At 68.2% G+C, this 15,835-nt stretch carries 16 protein-coding genes; 11 read left to right on the top strand and 5 right to left on the bottom strand.

Annotation, left to right across the window (positions count from 1 at the left end; translation table 11 throughout):
- The gene (locus AQ610_RS15255; RefSeq protein ID WP_015601581.1) at positions 1-738 is read right to left on the bottom strand and encodes a response regulator transcription factor; all 738 of its coding nucleotides are present in this window, start codon (positions 736-738) and stop codon (positions 1-3) included.
- A 205-nt stretch (positions 739-943) separates the two neighbouring features.
- On the opposite strand from AQ610_RS15255, the gene recA reads away from it, so the two are divergent.
- From recA to AQ610_RS15205, 10 genes are all read left to right on the top strand, one after another.
- The gene (gene recA / locus AQ610_RS15250; RefSeq protein WP_006024682.1) at positions 944-2,014 is read left to right on the top strand and encodes a recombinase RecA; all 1,071 of its coding nucleotides are present in this window, start codon (positions 944-946) and stop codon (positions 2,012-2,014) included.
- Positions 2,014-2,886 carry a recombination regulator RecX gene (gene recX / locus AQ610_RS15245; RefSeq protein ID WP_006024683.1) on the top strand — a complete coding sequence of 291 codons (873 nt, stop codon included), beginning with the start codon at positions 2,014-2,016 and terminating at the stop codon, positions 2,884-2,886. Before recA ends, recX begins: the two co-directional genes overlap by 1 nt.
- A 266-nt stretch (positions 2,887-3,152) precedes the next feature.
- Positions 3,153-3,764, top strand: coding sequence for a DUF2889 domain-containing protein (locus AQ610_RS15240; RefSeq protein ID WP_009911349.1), 612 nt, complete (start codon positions 3,153-3,155; stop codon positions 3,762-3,764).
- 79 nt (positions 3,765-3,843) lie between these two features.
- Positions 3,844-5,010, top strand: a complete 1,167-nt coding sequence (sucC, locus tag AQ610_RS15235) for an ADP-forming succinate--CoA ligase subunit beta (protein ID WP_006024685.1) — start codon at positions 3,844-3,846, stop codon at positions 5,008-5,010.
- 146 nt (positions 5,011-5,156) lie between these two features.
- The gene (gene sucD / locus AQ610_RS15230) at positions 5,157-6,038 is read left to right on the top strand and encodes a succinate--CoA ligase subunit alpha (RefSeq protein ID WP_009911351.1); all 882 of its coding nucleotides are present in this window, start codon (positions 5,157-5,159) and stop codon (positions 6,036-6,038) included.
- 160 nt (positions 6,039-6,198) lie between these two features.
- Positions 6,199-6,912, top strand: coding sequence for a TerC family protein (locus AQ610_RS15225; RefSeq protein ID WP_006024687.1), 714 nt, complete (start codon positions 6,199-6,201; stop codon positions 6,910-6,912).
- Between the two features lie 228 nt (positions 6,913-7,140).
- On the top strand, positions 7,141-7,659 hold the full coding sequence (gene pilA / locus AQ610_RS15220; RefSeq protein ID WP_045554914.1) for a type IV pilus assembly protein PilA: 519 nt from the start codon (positions 7,141-7,143) through the stop codon (positions 7,657-7,659).
- Between the two features lie 182 nt (positions 7,660-7,841).
- A complete protein-coding gene (locus tag AQ610_RS15215) occupies positions 7,842-9,629 on the top strand; it encodes a PglL family O-oligosaccharyltransferase (RefSeq protein WP_006024689.1) in 1,788 nt (595 codons plus the stop codon).
- Positions 9,630-9,919: 290 nt separating this feature from the next.
- Complete coding sequence (locus tag AQ610_RS15210; protein ID WP_006024691.1) at positions 9,920-10,390, top strand: YjjA family protein; 471 nt, start codon at positions 9,920-9,922, stop codon at positions 10,388-10,390.
- A gap of 169 nt (positions 10,391-10,559) precedes the next feature.
- Positions 10,560-10,925 (top strand): TonB family protein, encoded by a 366-nt coding sequence (locus AQ610_RS15205; RefSeq protein WP_006024692.1) that lies wholly within the window; start codon positions 10,560-10,562, stop codon positions 10,923-10,925.
- Between the two features lie 174 nt (positions 10,926-11,099).
- On the opposite strand, the gene moaC is transcribed toward AQ610_RS15205, so the two are convergent.
- A complete protein-coding gene (gene moaC, locus AQ610_RS15200; protein ID WP_009911355.1) occupies positions 11,100-11,594 on the bottom strand; it encodes a cyclic pyranopterin monophosphate synthase MoaC in 495 nt (164 codons plus the stop codon).
- A gap of 150 nt (positions 11,595-11,744) precedes the next feature.
- On the opposite strand from moaC, the gene AQ610_RS15195 reads away from it, so the two are divergent.
- Positions 11,745-13,463, top strand: a complete 1,719-nt coding sequence (locus AQ610_RS15195; RefSeq protein WP_006024695.1) for a M48 family metalloprotease — start codon at positions 11,745-11,747, stop codon at positions 13,461-13,463.
- A gap of 163 nt (positions 13,464-13,626) precedes the next feature.
- Here the strand turns inward: AQ610_RS15195 and AQ610_RS15190 are convergent, their stop codons facing one another.
- Genes AQ610_RS15190 through AQ610_RS15180 form a run of 3 tightly spaced genes read right to left on the bottom strand, consistent with a single transcriptional unit; the run spans position 13,627 to position 15,734 of the window.
- Positions 13,627-14,241 carry a DUF2946 family protein gene (locus AQ610_RS15190; protein ID WP_006024696.1) on the bottom strand — a complete coding sequence of 205 codons (615 nt, stop codon included), beginning with the start codon at positions 14,239-14,241 and terminating at the stop codon, positions 13,627-13,629.
- Positions 14,234-15,268 (bottom strand): hydrolase, encoded by a 1,035-nt coding sequence (locus tag AQ610_RS15185; RefSeq protein WP_006024697.1) that lies wholly within the window; start codon positions 15,266-15,268, stop codon positions 14,234-14,236. Before AQ610_RS15185 ends, AQ610_RS15190 begins: the two co-directional genes overlap by 8 nt.
- Positions 15,269-15,287: 19 nt before the next feature.
- On the bottom strand, positions 15,288-15,734 hold the full coding sequence (locus AQ610_RS15180) for a nuclear transport factor 2 family protein (RefSeq protein ID WP_006024698.1): 447 nt from the start codon (positions 15,732-15,734) through the stop codon (positions 15,288-15,290).
- Positions 15,735-15,835 lie beyond the last annotated feature (101 nt).

Raw genomic sequence — 15,835 nt, 5'->3', positions numbered from 1 at the left:
CTAGCGCAGCGGCTGGCTCGCGGCGGTTTCGGCCGGTTGCGGCGCGGCGGCGTTCGGCGCGTCGCTCGCGGGCGCGGCTTTCTCGAGGCAGTAGCCGAGGCCGCGCACGGTCGTGATCCGCACGCCGCTCGGCTCGATCTTCTTGCGCAGCCGGTGGACGTAGACCTCGATCGCGTTGTTGCTGACTTCCTCGCCCCATTCGCACAGATGGTCGACGAGCTGCTCCTTCGACACGAGCCGGCCGATGCGCTGCAGCAGCACTTCGAGCAGGCCGAGCTCGCGCGCGGACAGGTCGAGCACGCGGCCGTTCGCATATGCGATCCGGCCGACCTGGTCGAACGACAGCGAGCCGTGCCGCACGACGGTCGGCCCGCCGCCCGCGCCGCGCCGCGTCAGCGCGCGCACGCGCGCTTCGAGCTCGTTGAGCGCGAACGGCTTCGCCATGTAGTCATCGGCGCCGAGGTCGAGCCCCTTCACGCGCTCGTCGACGCTGTCGGCGGCCGTCAGGATCAGCACGGGCAGGTTCGAATTGCGCGCGCGCAGGCGGCGCAGCACGTCGAGGCCGGACATCCTGGGCAGGCCGAGATCGAGGATCAGCAGGTCGAAAGTCTGCATCGACAAGGCCGTGTCGGCCTCGACGCCGTTCCTCACGTGGTCGACGGCATAGCCCGATTGGCGGAGCGACCGGGTGAGGCCGTCCGCGAGTATGCTGTCGTCTTCGGCGATGAGAATTCGCATGATGCGCAACCGATTGCCGCTCCGCGGCAATGACGCTGCGCGCGGCTGTCTCCGAAATATGCGGCGATGCCTGCCTGCAACGCGGGCTTGCATAAACCACTGTTTTTTTATACAGTGTCTGCATTCGCGCACCTAACGGCTTGCTGGCCGTGTCGAAGCCGGTGCGTCCGTATCAGACGCTGCTCATCATAGCAAAGGACGATTCATGGAAGAAAGCAAGAAAGGCTCCGGGCTGACTGCAGAGAAGAGCAAGGCGCTTGCTGCCGCGCTCGCGCAGATCGAGAAGCAGTTCGGCAAAGGGTCGATCATGCGGCTCGGCGACGGCGAGGCAGTCGAGGATATCCAGGTGGTGTCCACGGGCTCGCTCGGTCTCGATATCGCGCTCGGCGTCGGCGGCCTGCCGCGCGGCCGTGTGGTCGAAATCTACGGGCCGGAATCGTCCGGCAAGACGACGCTCACGCTGCAGGTGGTCGCCGAGATGCAGAAGCTGGGCGGCACTGCGGCGTTCATCGACGCGGAGCACGCACTCGACGTCCAGTATGCGTCGAAGCTCGGCGTGAACGTGCCGGAGCTGCTGATCTCGCAGCCGGACACGGGCGAGCAGGCGCTCGAAATCGTCGACGCGCTGGTCCGCTCGGGCTCGATCGACATGATCGTCATCGACTCGGTCGCGGCGCTCGTGCCGAAGGCCGAAATCGAAGGCGAGATGGGCGACGCGCTGCCCGGCCTGCAGGCCCGCCTGATGTCCCAGGCGCTGCGCAAGCTGACGGGCTCGATCAAGCGCACGAACTGCCTCGTGATCTTCATCAACCAGATCCGGATGAAGATCGGCGTGATGTTCGGCAACCCGGAAACCACGACGGGCGGCAACGCGCTCAAGTTCTATTCGTCGGTGCGTCTCGATATCCGCCGGATCGGCTCGATCAAGAAGAACGACGAGGTGATCGGCAACGAAACGCGCGTGAAGGTCGTCAAGAACAAGGTGTCGCCGCCGTTCCGCGAAGCGATCTTCGACATCCTGTACGGCGAAGGCATCTCGCGCCAGGGCGAGATCATCGATCTCGGCGTCCAGGCGAAGATCGTCGACAAGGCGGGCGCGTGGTACAGCTATAACGGCGAGAAGATCGGCCAGGGCAAGGACAACGCGCGCGAATTCCTGCGCGAGAATCCGGAAATCGCGCGCGATATCGAGAATCGCATTCGCGAGTCGCTCGGTGTCGCCGCGATGCCGCAGGGCGCCGATTCCGCAGCCGAGATCATGGACGAAGAGGGGTAATGCGCAAGAACCGGCAGGGCGCGGATTCGCAGCAGACAGCGCGCGGTGCGCGGGCGGTGTCCGCCGGCGAGCCTCACGCCGAATGCGAAACGCGCACGACGGTTTCGGGCGAAGGGCGGCCGTCTGGCCGCCCGGCAGCGAGGGCATCCGGCGATGCCCTCGTTTCGTTTCGGCGATCGGTTGCGTCCGAATCGGATGAGCCGTTCGATCCATATGAATCGTTCGATGCGCACGATGACGCGCGGCAGCGTGCGCCGGTGGGTGTTTCGTCCGCCGCGGCGCGGGGGGCGGTTGCCGGCGACGTCTATACGCGCACGAGCCAGGCCGGGCCCCGGTCGCGGCGGCGCGCATCGCCTTTCCATTCCGATGCGTCCACGTCGGATGTGAATGATGCGGAACGCTCGTCGGCATCGCAACGTCCGGCACGCACGCTGAAAGGGCGTGCGGTCGCCTATCTGTCGCGCCGCGAATACAGTCGCGCGGAGCTCGCGCGCAAGCTCGCGCCGTATGCCGACGAAAGCGACGATATCGAATCGCTGCTCGACGCGCTCGAGCGGGAAAACTGGCTGTCCGATTCGCGGTTCGCCGAAAGTCTCGTGCATCGGCGCGCGTCGCGCGTCGGTTCGGCGCGCATCGTCAGCGAACTGAAGCGCCACGCGGTGGGCGACGCGCTCGTCGAGTCCGTTGGCTCGCGGCTGCGCGAGAGCGAGTTCGAGCGCGCGCAGGCGGTCTGGCGCAAGAAGTTCGGCACGGCACCGCAAACGCCGGCGGAACGCGCGAAGCAGGCGCGTTTTCTCGCGATGCGCGGTTTTTCGAGTGCGACGATCGCGAAGCTGCTGAAAGGCGATGTCGACGAATTCGGTGGCGATTGAGCGGGGCGAGTCCACTTCGCTGATTCGTTTTCGCTGATTCGTTTTCGCGGGCTCTCGCGGGCTCTCGTCTCCGGCCTGACATCGAGCCGGTGTGGGAATTTCGCAAGAATGTCCTGCAACGGCCGGGCGAGCGGCCACGATGCCTTGCCGATTGCAGGCCCCGTCCAATCCCCCCAAAACCCTCGAAACCCCGCACGGGGCCAGACCGGGCCGGTGTGGACGATATGCTAGAATCGCCGAGTTTCCTCTTCGGCTTCACTTTCCGCATGCCGCTACCCGAGCCCGTCCCCCGACAGTTGCGCCATCGCCGCGCAATTCGAGCGGAAGCCTACGAGCGCGCCGACGGCTTGTGGGACATCGAAGCCTGCCTGACCGATCACAAGCCTCGCGACGTGACGCTTGCGTCGAGCGTCAGGCCGAACGGCCTGCCGATCCACGAACTCTGGCTGCGCGTGACGATCGATCGGGAGCTGAATATCGTCGACGCCGACACGTCGTCGGACTGGGTGCCCTATCCCGGTCAATGCGAAGCAGCCAAACCCGCCTACCGCGTCCTCATCGGACTCAATCTCTTCCGCCATTTCCGTCGCGACGTGTCCCGGCTGCTGTCCGGCGTCGCCGGCTGCTCGCATCTGACCGAGCTGTGCGCGGTGTTGCCGACGGCCGCGATTCAGGCGTTCGCGGGCGACGTATGGAACGTGCACGAGCTGTCGGGCGACGGCGCGACCGGGCGCGACTGCGCGGCCGACGAGCCGCCGTTCCAGCTCGGCCGCTGCCACGCGTTGCGGTTCGACGGGGAGGCGGTTCGGCAGTTCTATCCGCGCTGGTACGGCGCGAGCGGCTCCGCGCGCGAGGGCTCGGACAGTGCGAAGGAATGAGGGCGAGCGCTTGAATCGTCAGAAGAAGCGATCGTCAATCGACTTTTTTTAGCCAACTCACAGACTGAAGGAATCACGCATGAAGATTCACGAGTACCAGGGTAAGGAAATCCTGCGGAAATTCGGAGTCGCGGTCCCGCGCGGCAAGCCGGCGTTCTCGGTGGACGAGGCCGTCAAGGTGGCGGAAGAGCTGGGCGGCCCGGTCTGGGTCGTCAAGGCCCAGATTCATGCGGGCGGCCGCGGCAAGGGCGGCGGCGTGAAGGTCGCGAAGTCGCTCGAGCAAGTGCGCGAGTACGCGGACCAGATCCTCGGCATGCAACTGAAGACGCACCAGACGGGTCCGGAAGGCCAGAAGGTCAACCGTCTGCTGATCGAGGAAGGCGCGGACATCAGGAAGGAACTGTATGTCGGCATCGTGATCGATCGCGTGTCGCAGAAGGTCGTCGTGATGGCGTCGAGCGAAGGCGGCATGGACATCGAGGAAGTTGCGGAAAAGACGCCGGAAGCGATCCACAAGGTCGCCGTCGAGCCGTCGCTGGGGCTGCAGGACGCCGAAGCCGACGATCTCGCGAAGAAGATCGGCGTGCCGGATGCATCGATCCCGCAAGCGCGCGAAATCCTGAAGGGTCTGTACAAGTCGTTCTGGGAAACGGACGCGTCGCTCGCCGAAATCAACCCGCTCGTGCTGACGGGCGACGGCAAGGTGATCGCGCTCGACGCGAAGTTCAACTTCGATTCGAACGCGCTGTTCCGTCATCCGGAAATCGTCGCGTACCGCGATCTCGACGAAGAAGATCCGGCTGAAATCGAAGCGTCGAAGTTCGACCTCGCGTATATCTCGCTCGACGGCAACATCGGCTGCCTCGTGAACGGCGCGGGCCTCGCGATGGCGACGATGGACACGATCAAGCTGTTCGGCGGCGAGCCGGCGAACTTCCTCGACGTCGGCGGCGGCGCGACGACCGAGAAGGTCACCGAAGCGTTCAAGCTGATGCTGAAGAACCCGGGCCTGAAGGCGATCCTCGTGAACATCTTCGGCGGCATCATGCGCTGCGACGTGATCGCGGAAGGCGTGATCGCGGGCTCGAAGGCCGTGAACCTGAACGTGCCGCTCGTCGTGCGCATGAAGGGCACGAACGAAGACCTCGGCAAGAAGATGCTTGCGGAATCCGGCCTGCCGATCATCTCGGCGGACAGCATGGAAGAAGCCGCGCAGAAGGTCGTCGCGGCTGCTGCGGGCAAGTAACGAGCGCCCGCGACCTGGCGCTGCGCGCCAGGCCCCCGAAGCGGGGCGGGAGGACTCGGGGCAGCCCCGCGTTTTTCCGAGCGCAACATTGAACACGCATGGCGGCGCGGCTTTTCTCGCGACGCCGATCGAACAGAGGTCATTACATGTCGATTCTGATCAACAAAGACACGAAGGTCATCACGCAGGGCATCACCGGCAAGACCGGCCAGTTCCACACGCGCGCCTGCCGTGAGTACGCAAACGGCCGCGAAGCGTTTGTCGCGGGCGTGAACCCGAAGCGCGCCGGCGAAGATTTCGAAGGCATTCCGATCTACGCGAGCGTCAAGGAAGCGAAGGCGGAAACCGGCGCGACCGTGTCGGTCATCTACGTGCCGCCCGCGGGCGCCGCCGCGGCGATCTGGGAAGCGGTCGAGGCCGATCTCGATCTCGCGATCTGCATCACGGAAGGCATTCCCGTGCGCGACATGATCGAAGTGAAGGACCGCATGCGCCGCGAAGGCCGCAAGACGCTGCTGCTCGGGCCGAACTGCCCGGGCACGATCACGCCGGACGAGCTGAAGATCGGCATCATGCCGGGCCACATCCACCGCAAGGGCCGCATCGGCGTCGTGTCGCGCTCGGGCACGCTGACTTACGAAGCGGTCGCGCAACTGACGGCGCTTGGCCTTGGCCAATCGTCGGCGGTCGGCATCGGCGGCGACCCGATCAACGGTCTGAAGCACATCGACGTGATGAAGATGTTCAACGACGATCCGGATACGGACGCAGTCGTGATGATCGGCGAGATCGGCGGTCCGGACGAAGCAACGGCGGCTCAGTGGATCAAGGACAACATGAAGAAGCCTGTCGTCGGCTTCATCGCGGGCGTCACGGCGCCTCCGGGCAAGCGCATGGGCCACGCCGGCGCGCTGATCTCGGGCGGTGCGGACACGGCCGAAGCGAAGCTGGAAATCATGGACGCGTGCGGCATCAAGGTCACGCGCAATCCGTCGGAAATGGGCCGCCTGCTGAAGGCGGCGCTGTAAGCATCGCGCTGCAACGTCGGTTTCATCGCCACGAAAAACGCCGGTTCCGCCGGCGTTTTTTGTTATGCTCGCGCAAGCGTTTCGTCAGGCTCGCGCCGGGCGGTCCGGCGCGGGCGAACGCATGCCGACCCGTCGGTCTCACCCCCTTTGCTTCGCTCTCATGCTCGAATTCTTTGCCTCGCTCCATTGGGGCGCCGTTCTCCAGATCGTCATCATCGATATCCTGCTCGGCGGAGACAACGCGGTCGTGATCGCGCTCGCCTGCCGCAACCTGCCCGCGCAGCAGCGCGTGCGCGGCGTGCTGTGGGGGACGGCCGGCGCGATCGCGCTGCGCGTCGTGCTGATCGCGTTCGCGGTGCTGCTGCTCGACGTGCCGCTCCTCAAGTTTGCGGGCGGCGTGCTGCTGCTGTGGATCGGCGTGCGGCTGATGGCGCCCGCCGAGGACGCGCACGACAACGTCAAGCCCGCCGACAAGCTGTGGGACGCAGTGAAGACGATCGTGATCGCCGACGCGGTGATGAGCCTCGACAACGTGATCGCGATCGCGGGCGCGGCCGAGCAGGCGGACCCCGGCCATCGGATCGCGCTCGTGATCTTCGGCCTGCTCGTCAGCATTCCGATCATCGTCTGGGGCAGCACGCTCGTCCTCAAGCTGCTCGACCGCTTTCCGATCTTCATCACGTTCGGCGCGGCGCTGCTCGGCTGGATCGCAGGCGGGCTGATGGTCAACGATCCGGCGGGCGACCGCTGGCCGCTCCTCGACACGCCCGCCGCGATCTATGGCGCGAGCGCCGCGGGCGCGCTCTTCGTCGTGATCGCCGGCTATGCGCTGAAGAAGCGGCGCGCGGTATCGAGCGCGACGAATTCCCACTAACGGACGCGAACGCGCGGCGTCGGCCGTTCGGCCGACTGCCCGCGTTGCCGTCCGCTGGCTACGATCGACACGCCTGCCTGATCCGGCAGGCGTGTTTCGTTTTCGGAGCCTGTCATGAGCGAAGTTCTTTCCGTTTTACCGCCGGTTGCGTCGCTTTCGCCGCTCGTGTGGCGGCGAAGGGGCGTGACGCGCGGTCTGCGCCGCGCGCGGCGAGCGTCGATGCGCGCGATGCGCGGCCGCGGCTTCACGCTGATCGAATTGATGATCGTGCTCGCGATCGTGGGCGTCGTCGCCGCGTACGCGATCCCCGCGTATCAGGATTACCTCGCGCGCAGCCGGGTCGGCGAGGGGCTCGCGCTCGCCGCATCCGCGCGGCTCGCTGTCGCCGAGAATGCGGCGAGCGGCAATGGATTCTCGGGCGGCTATGTGTCGCCGCCCGCCACGCGCAACGTCGAATCGATCCGGATCGACGACGACTCCGGACAGATCGTCGTCGCCTTCACGACGCGCGTCGCGGCGGCGGGCGCGAATACGCTCGTGCTCGTGCCGTCGTCGCCGGATCAGCCGGACGCGCCGACGGCGCGTGTCGCGTTGTCGAAGGGCGTCGTTCAGGCGGGGGCGATCACGTGGGAGTGCTTTGCGGACGGCAAGGCGTCGTCGTCGCTGCCCGCGCCGGGCGCCGGACCGATGCCGACCGACGCGCCGACGCTGGCCGGCAAGCTCGCGCCGCCCGATTGCCGCGCGTGAAGGGGCGGCGACGCAGTGGCGCGATCGCCGGGCACGGGCCTTGCGCGAACTGGCGGCCGTCCGGCGACGGCCGCGCACCACGATGGTGCGTCGCATGATGTCCGTGCGTGTCGGGCGTCCGCGCCCGCACAGCGGGAGGTTTTTTTTGTATAGTGCGCCGGTTGCTGATACCCGGTTCGCTCATGCCTTCTTCTTTTCTGCGTTCTTTATCGCTGATCGCGCTCGCCGTCGCCCTGATCCTGCCGTATGCGGTCACGAACCACACGTACCCGATTCCGACCTTCTATTCCGAGTTTGCCGCGTTCGCCTTGTATTGGGTGCTCGGCGCGAGCGTCGTGCTGCTCGTGAAAGCCGAGCGCGCCGAGCAGTCGTTCGCCGCGCCGATGGCGCTCGTCGCGCCGCTCGGATTCGGCGCGGTATTGCTTGCGCAGATCGCGCTGCTGCCGCTGCGCCAGCCTTCGATGAACTGGCTCGCGATGGGCTACCTGCTGGGCGCGCTCGGCGCGATGCAGGCCGGTTATGCACTCGCGCGCGCGAACATGGTCGACATGGCCGCGCGGATGATCGCGGGGGCGACGATCGTCGGCGGCATCGTCGCAGTCGCCTGCCAGTTCGTGCAACTGTTCCATCTGGAGACGGCGTTCTCGCCGTTCGTCGTGTCGTACGGCGTGACCGTCGACCGCCGTCCATACGGCAACATGGCGCAGGCCAATCACCTCGCGACCTATATCGCGTTCGCGCTCGCGGGCGCGCTCTATCTCGTGCAGACGCGGCGGATGCCGGCGCTCGCGTGGGCGGCGCTGTCGGCGCTCCTGTCCGCCGGGCTTGCGCTCACCGTGTCGCGCGGGCCGTGGCTGCAGGTCGGCGTGATGGTCGTCGCCGGCTTCTGGATGGCGTTTACGCAGGCGCGGCGCGATCCGGCCGCGGGCCGCGCGCGCGCATGGGCGATTCCCGTCGTGCTGGGCGCGCTGTTCGTCGCGGTCAACGTCGCGGTGCGCTGGGCGAATGTCCACTACCATCTCGGTCTCGCGGAATCCGCCGCCGATCGCATGCGCGACGCCGGCCAGATCGCGCCGCGCCTCGCGCTCTGGAAGTACGGCCTCACGATGTTCCGCGAGCATCCGCTGCTCGGCGTCGGCTGGGGCGAATTCCCGATTCACCAGTTCGAGCTCGTGCGCAGGCTGGGCGGCGTCGAGATCGCGAACAACTCGCACGACATCTTCATCGATCTTCTTGCGAAATCCGGCCTGCTCGGCCTCGGCGTGCTGCTCGTCGCGCTCGTTGCGTGGTTCGTGCGCGCGCTGCGCGTGCCGCATACCGAGAGCCGCGTATTTGGCTTCGCGCTCGTCGGCATTGTGCTGATGCACGCGCTCGTCGAGTATCCGCAGCAGTACACGTTTTTCCTGCTGCCCGTGATGTTCGTGATCGGTCTGCTCGAGACGAAGCCGCTGCGCGTGTTGCGGGGCCGTGCGGCGTTCGCGCTGTTCGCGGTGCTGTCGGTGGCGGGGCTCGCGTCGCTGTACCCGGTGCTGCGCGACTACCAGCGCGCCGAAGTGCTGTATTACGGCACGAATCCGGCCGAGCAGTACCGCGAGCAGCCGTCGTTCCTGTTCGGTGCTTGGGGCGATTACGGTGCGGCGACGCTGCTCGCGATCTCGCGCGACAATTTGCAGGCGAAGCTGGCCGCGCACGAACGCGCGATCGCGCTGCTGCCGGGCGAGACGGTGCTGCGCCGCTATGCGGTGTTGCAGGCGCTCGACGGCCGCGAGGCCGACGCGCTCGATACGGTCGAGCGATTGCGCGTGTTCGCGGAAGAACTGCACGACTGGCCGGTGCAACTCGCCGCGCTGTACAAGCTGCTCGACGACCAGCCGTCGCTGAAACCCTTCAAGGCGGCGCTCGTCGTGAAGTACGGAACGCCTGCCTCGAACCTGTCGGCCGACGACGAGGAGGACGACAGCGACGATTGATCGCCGGCCGGCTCGAAACGCGTCGCTCGATCGAGAAACCGCCGCATGCGTCGGCACGGCCTTGCCGCTACGGACGACCGACGCGAGCAATCGCGGCAAGACCACGGCTGGAAATCGCCGCGAGCATCCCCCCTCGCCGCCGCCTCATGGCAGATGACGTTAACCAGTGTTAAATCTCGCCGCATTCGCGCCTCGCCAGCCGCCGCGAGCGGATGCGCGCGATGTCGTTCGGGTATGCTTGGGCGCGGTATCCATCGACCGGACCGATTTCCTGCCCTGAGAGAAAGCCCATGAAAACGCGTACTCATTGTATTGCCGCAGCAGGCATCCTGGTTGCCAGCATCCTGTCGTTTTCGACCGCGCATGCGCAACTCGGCGATTTTCTCAAGCAAGGCGCCGACGCCGGCAACGGCGCGGGCGGTATCGCCGGCGCGCTCGGCAATCTCGGCGGCGCCGGCGGCGCGGCGTCGGCCGGCGCGCTGCTGACGCCCGGCAGCACCGGTAACGTCGCGGGCCTGCTGCAGTTCTGCATCAAGAACAACTATCTCGGCGACGGCGGCGCATCGTCGGTCAAGGATGCGCTGATGAGCAAGCTGGGCGGCGGCGTCACGTCGGACAGCGCATATGCGAGCGGCGCGAACGGGATTCTCGATGCCGGCAACGGCCGTACGCTCGATCTGGCCGGCGGGCAAAGCTTCAAGCAGCAGTTGACGAAGCAGGTGTGCGACAAGGTGTTGTCGCAAGCGAAGTCGCTGTTGTAAGCGCTGTCGGCAGAACGCGGCGAACGCCTGGGACCGCGCGCGGCGCCCGACACCGGCGCTCCGCGCGGACGAAACATCCACGAGTAACGGGGTGCGGAATCGCACGGCGGCGCGTGACGCGCATGCTGTCGATTCGCGCGACGGACGCTGTAGACGGACCGCAACGAACATGAAGACCTACTCGACGTACCTGGCGCTTCCCCTTGCCGCGTCGCTGCTCGCCGGCTGTGCGGCGTTCGCGCCGCGCGATGCGGCGAAGCTCGAATGCACGATGCCCGTCGCGGCATATCCGGAGAATGCGAAGCCGCTCGAGCGCCGGGCGACCGTACTCGTGCGCGCGATGATCACGGCGTCGGGCAACGCGGAGAACGTCACGGTGACGACGAGCAGCCGGAACGCCGCGGCGGACCGTGCGGCGGTCGACGCGATGTCGAAGATCGCATGCTCGCAGACGCCCGCGCGCGGCGGCGAGCCGTATCCGTTCACGCTGACGCGGCCGTTCGTGTTCGAGCCGCAGGCGAGGGCGTCGCGGTGACGCATGTCGGAGCGCATTGAGCGCGCCGACGCAGGCGGTGACGGGCGAACGACATCCGGCGCTGTCCCGGCTTGGCGCGACCGTCGTTCGAAGCTTCGAGCGCGCTGAGCGCCGCGAGCGACGCGTGCGCCCGGACCAGACCAGGCGCGCGTGATCAGCGGCCGACCGGCCGCATCAAGCGCCGGCTTCGTCCGCCTTCCAGTCCCCCGACTTCCCGCCGCGCTTTTCCCGCACGCTCACGTCGGTGATCGTCATCCCGCGATCCACCGCCTTGCACATGTCGTAGACGGTCAGCAGCCCGACCTGCACCGCGGTCAGCGCTTCCATTTCGACGCCCGTGCGCCCGAGCGTCTCGACCTGCGCGCTGCAACGCACGCCGGGCAGCGCGTCGTCGAATTCGAAATCGACCGCGACGCGCGTGAGCGCGAGCGGATGGCAGAGCGGAATCAGATCGGCAGTGCGCTTTGCGCCCTGGATCGCCGCGATTCGCGCGACGCCGAGCACGTCGCCTTTCTTCGCGCGCCCCTCGCGGATCAGCGCGAGCGTGTCGGGCAGCATCCGGATCGCGCCGCGCGCCACCGCGATGCGCTTCGTTTCCTGCTTGCCGCCGACGTCGACCATGTGCGCATGGCCGGCGGCGTCGAAGTGGGTGAATCCTGATCCAGACATGACGTGCTCCGTTAGAGGGCGTCTATCATAGCAGCGCGGCTCGCCCGCCCGTCCGGCGCGCGTCGGCGTCGCGCGAGCGGAGGCCGGCGCGCCGTTACAATGACGCAGCCCCATCGAGCCATTACGCCACGGCCGCCCAGATCCTTGTCCATGCGCGTCAAATCGTCGTTTGCCGTTTTGTTGTCCGCGGCGCTCGCCCTGCCGCCCGGCGGCCACGCGCAGTCGCGCTGCGATGCGCCGCCGCTCGAGCCCGCGCGCTCCACCGGCGCAGCGGACGCCGCGCTGCTCACGCGAGACGCGCTGTCCACCATGCCGTCCGGCATCGCGGCCGGCGTGTTCGGCACGTATGGCGGCACGGACAGCCGGCTCGCCGATCCGGCGTCGGGCACGCCCAGTTTGCGCGCGCCGCTTCGCTCGCTGCAACTGCCGGATCTCGGCGACGGCTCGGGCGGCTCTCTGACGCCGCAGGCGGAGCGCCGTCTCGGCGAGCGCGTGATGCGCGAGGTGCGCCGCGACCCCGACTACCTCGACGACTGGCTCGTGCGCGACTACCTGAATTCGGTCGCGACGAAGCTTTCGGCGGCGGCCGCCGCGCAGTTCATCGGCGGCTACATGCCCGATTTCGATCTGTTCGCGATGCGCGATCCGCAGATCAACGCGTTCTCGCTGCCGGGCGGCTTCATCGGAATCAACAGCGGGCTCGTCGCGGCGACGCAGACGGAGTCCGAGCTCGCGTCGGTGATCGGCCACGAGATGGGGCACGTTCTGCAGCGGCACATCGCGCGGATGATCAGCGCAAGCGAGAAGAGCGGCTACGCGGCGCTCGCGACGATGCTGTTCGGCGTGCTCGCCGGCATTCTCGCGCGCAGCGGCGATCTTGGCAGCGCGATCGCGATGGGCGGCCAGGCGTTCGCGGTTGACAGCCAGCTTCGGTTCTCGCGCTCGGCCGAGCGCGAGGCGGATCGCGTCGGCTTTCAACTGCTCGCGGGCGCCGGCTACGATCCGTATGGCATGCCGGGCTTCTTCGAGCGGCTCGAGCGCGCGTCGATGGGCGACGCGGGCGTGCCCGCGTATGCGCGCACGCACCCGCTGACAGGCGAGCGGATCGCCGACATGGACGATCGCGCGCGGCGCGCGCCGTACCGGCAGCCGCGACAGTCGTCGGAATACGGCTTCGTGCGCGCGCGCCTGCGGATGCTGCAGAACCGCTCGCCGACCGATTACGCGAACGAGGTGCGGCGGATGCGCGCGGAGCTCGACGACAGGGTCGCGCCGAACGTCGCGGCGAACTGGTACGGGATCGCACTCGGCGAGATGCTGGGCGGCCGCTACGGCGACGCGGACCGCGCGCTCGCCGCGGCGCGCGACGCCCTCATGCGCACGGCCGCGCGCGAGGGCGAGGCGGCGCGCACTTCGCCGAGCCTCGACGTGCTCGCGGCGGAGATCGCGCGTCGCGCCGGCCGCGCGGACGACGCGGTGCGGCTCGCCGCCGCCGCGCAAGCGCGCTGGCCGGGCTCGCACGCGGCAATCGCCGCGCATCTGCAGGCGCTCCTCGCCGCGCGGCGCTACGGGCAGGCGCAGACGCTCGCGCAATCCGAAGCGCGCGCCGATTCCGGCCAGCCCGACTGGTGGAACTATCTCGCGCAGGCGAGCCGCGGCCAGGGCGACGCGGTCACGCAGCGCCGCGCGCTCGCGGAGAAGTTCGCGCTCGAAGGCGCGTGGCCGTCGGCGATCCGGCAGTTGCGCGAGGCGCGCGACCTCAAGTCGGCCAGCTTCTACGAGCAGTCGATCATCAGCGCGCGGCTGCACGAGTTCGAGGCGCGCTACAAGGAAGAGCGGGAAGAGGACAAGGATAACCGGCGCGGGTGACGCGCGGCGCGGAAGAGTCCGAGGAATCGGAAGAAGCCGAAGCGCCAGACGCATCGGCCGAAGCAGACGAAGCAGACGAAGCAGACGAAGCAGACGAAGCAGACGAAGCGCCGACGCAAAGCACGGCGCGCGGTTCACCCGCCATCCGCCACCGCGCGCCGCGTCAGCCCGCCGCCCGCCCTCCCGCGCGCGCGGCCGGGCTTGCGACGAACCCGAACCGCTGCGCAACGTCGTCGCGCCGGATCGGCTCGAGCGGCAGATCGACGCCGCCGCCGAGATGCAGCACGCCGTGCGCGCCGTCGTCATCGAGGTCGGCGCAATCGGCGAAGAGCGCCAGATCGTGATCGTGCAGCGCGGCGACGCGCGGCGGCGTTGCGCGGTCGGCGAACAGCACGCCGCCCGCGTCGTCGAGCCAGGCGCTCGCCGGCTCGAACGCGCGGCCCGTGTGGTCGGTCAGCGCGACGCGCGCCGGATCGTCATGATCGTGACGGCCGTCGCGATCGGCCGCGAGCCGGACGATCCACGGCGTATACGCCAGTTCGACGTACACGCGCTGCGGCCCGTTCTGGAAGAACCACTGGCCATCTTCGTCGCGCTCGTAATTGCGGGCGATGAAGTCGACGAGCGCCGGGTGCCGCACGGGCGAGCCGAGCGCGCCCGCTGCCTGCGCGGCGTCGTCGCGCATCCGCCAGCCGCCGCGCCGGTCGAGCAGCAGCCATCCGGTGCAGTGCGGAACGTTCGGCCACTTGGCGAGCGCCTGTTTGACGATGTCATCCATGATCGGTGAAGCGTGAGCAGAATTCGAAGATGCGCGCGGGCAGCCAGTCGATGCGCCCAGGGAACGGGCCCGTCATGAAGCCCGCGTGGCCGCCGTGCTCGGGCTGGTCGAGCACGACCGCGCGCGACACGTCGCGCGGGCCGGGCAGCGCCGACGCCGGCAGGAACGGATCGTTGCGCGCGTTGAGGATCAGCGTCGGCACGTCGATCGCCGCGAGGAGCGGGCGCGTGGTCGCCTGCGTCCAGTAATCGTTCGCGTCGACGAAGCCGTGCAGCGGCGCGGTGACGATATCGTCGAAGTCGTGCATCGTGCGCGCGGCGAGCATCGCGTGCCTGTCGAAGAGCCCCGGATACTGTTCGAGCTTCACGAGCGCCTTCAGCTTGAGCGTCTTCAGGAAGCTGCGCGTGTAGACCATCGAGAAGCCTTGCGACAGCGCGCGGCCGCCCGCGTGGACGTCGATCGGCGTCGACACCGCCGAGGCCGCCGCGACGATCGACGTATCGCTGCGCCGTTCGCCGAGCCAGCGCAGCAGCACGTTGCCGCCGAGCGACACGCCGACCGCGACGAGCGGCCCGCGATGGCTTTTCGCGAGCCGCCGCAGGATCCAGTCGACTTCGGCGCTGTCGGCGAGGTGATAGAAGCGCGGCATCCGGTTCATCTCGCCGCTGCAACTGCGGAAGTGCGGGACGACGCCGTGCCAGCCGCGCGCGCGGGCGGCCGCCATCAGCACGCGCGCGTAATGCGAATCGGAGCTGCCTTCGAGGCCGTGGAACAGCACGGCGAGCGGCGCGCCCGGCTCGGGCGCCGCGCCCGCCGCCGGCGCGAGCCAGTCGACGTCGATGAAGTCGCCGTCGGGCGTGTCCCAGCGCTCGCGCCGGTATTCGACGTCGGGCCGGCGCGCGAAGAGGGCGGGGACGATCGTCTGCGCGTGGCTCGTCGGCAGCCAGAGCGGCGCGCGGTAGAGGGACGAGGCTGCCGGGGGGGCGGTCTCGTCGGCAGCGGGAAGCGGGGGGAGTGCGGTGCTCATCGCTGCGAACGCCCGTTGCTCAGTGGAGCGGCCCCTGCGCGTGGCGGATCTTCGCGGCGAACTGCGTCGCCGTCTGCTCGGGGATCGGGCTCGCGTGGATGTGGGCGATCCGCCATTCGCCGCGCTCGTGGATCATCACGTAGGTCGTGAACACCATCTGCGGCTCGGCCGTGAGATCGGCCTGCTGGTGCGCTTCCGCGACCGTGTAGACGACGGTGCCGAGGCTGTCGTAGACGCGGATGTCGAGCGGCTCGATCGTGACGGGCTGTGTCGACAGCCGCGCGCCGAACCCGCTTCGGATCTGCTCGAGGCCGTGCAGGTGCGTGCCGTCCGACCAGATGCAACTGGCGAAGTCCTCGTCGATCCAGAGGACCATCAGCGCGTCGAGGTTGGCGTCGGCGATTGCCTGGTAGTACGCGTTCAGCGTATCGGCGGCGGCTTCGAAGAGGCGGGCAAAACGTGGCATCGGGTCTATCTCTCGCGCGCGGCGCGCGCCGTTTCATCGTGGCGGCCTCGTCGTCGACGGGGCCGCCCGCTCAAGCGGTGAGTCGGGTGCGGGTGCGCGGG

This window comes from Burkholderia humptydooensis, from assembly GCF_001513745.1.
GTDB lineage: Bacteria > Pseudomonadota > Gammaproteobacteria > Burkholderiales > Burkholderiaceae > Burkholderia > Burkholderia humptydooensis.
The sequence above is the reverse complement of the archived record's forward strand: the minus strand, read 5'-3'. Positions and strand labels throughout refer to the sequence as shown.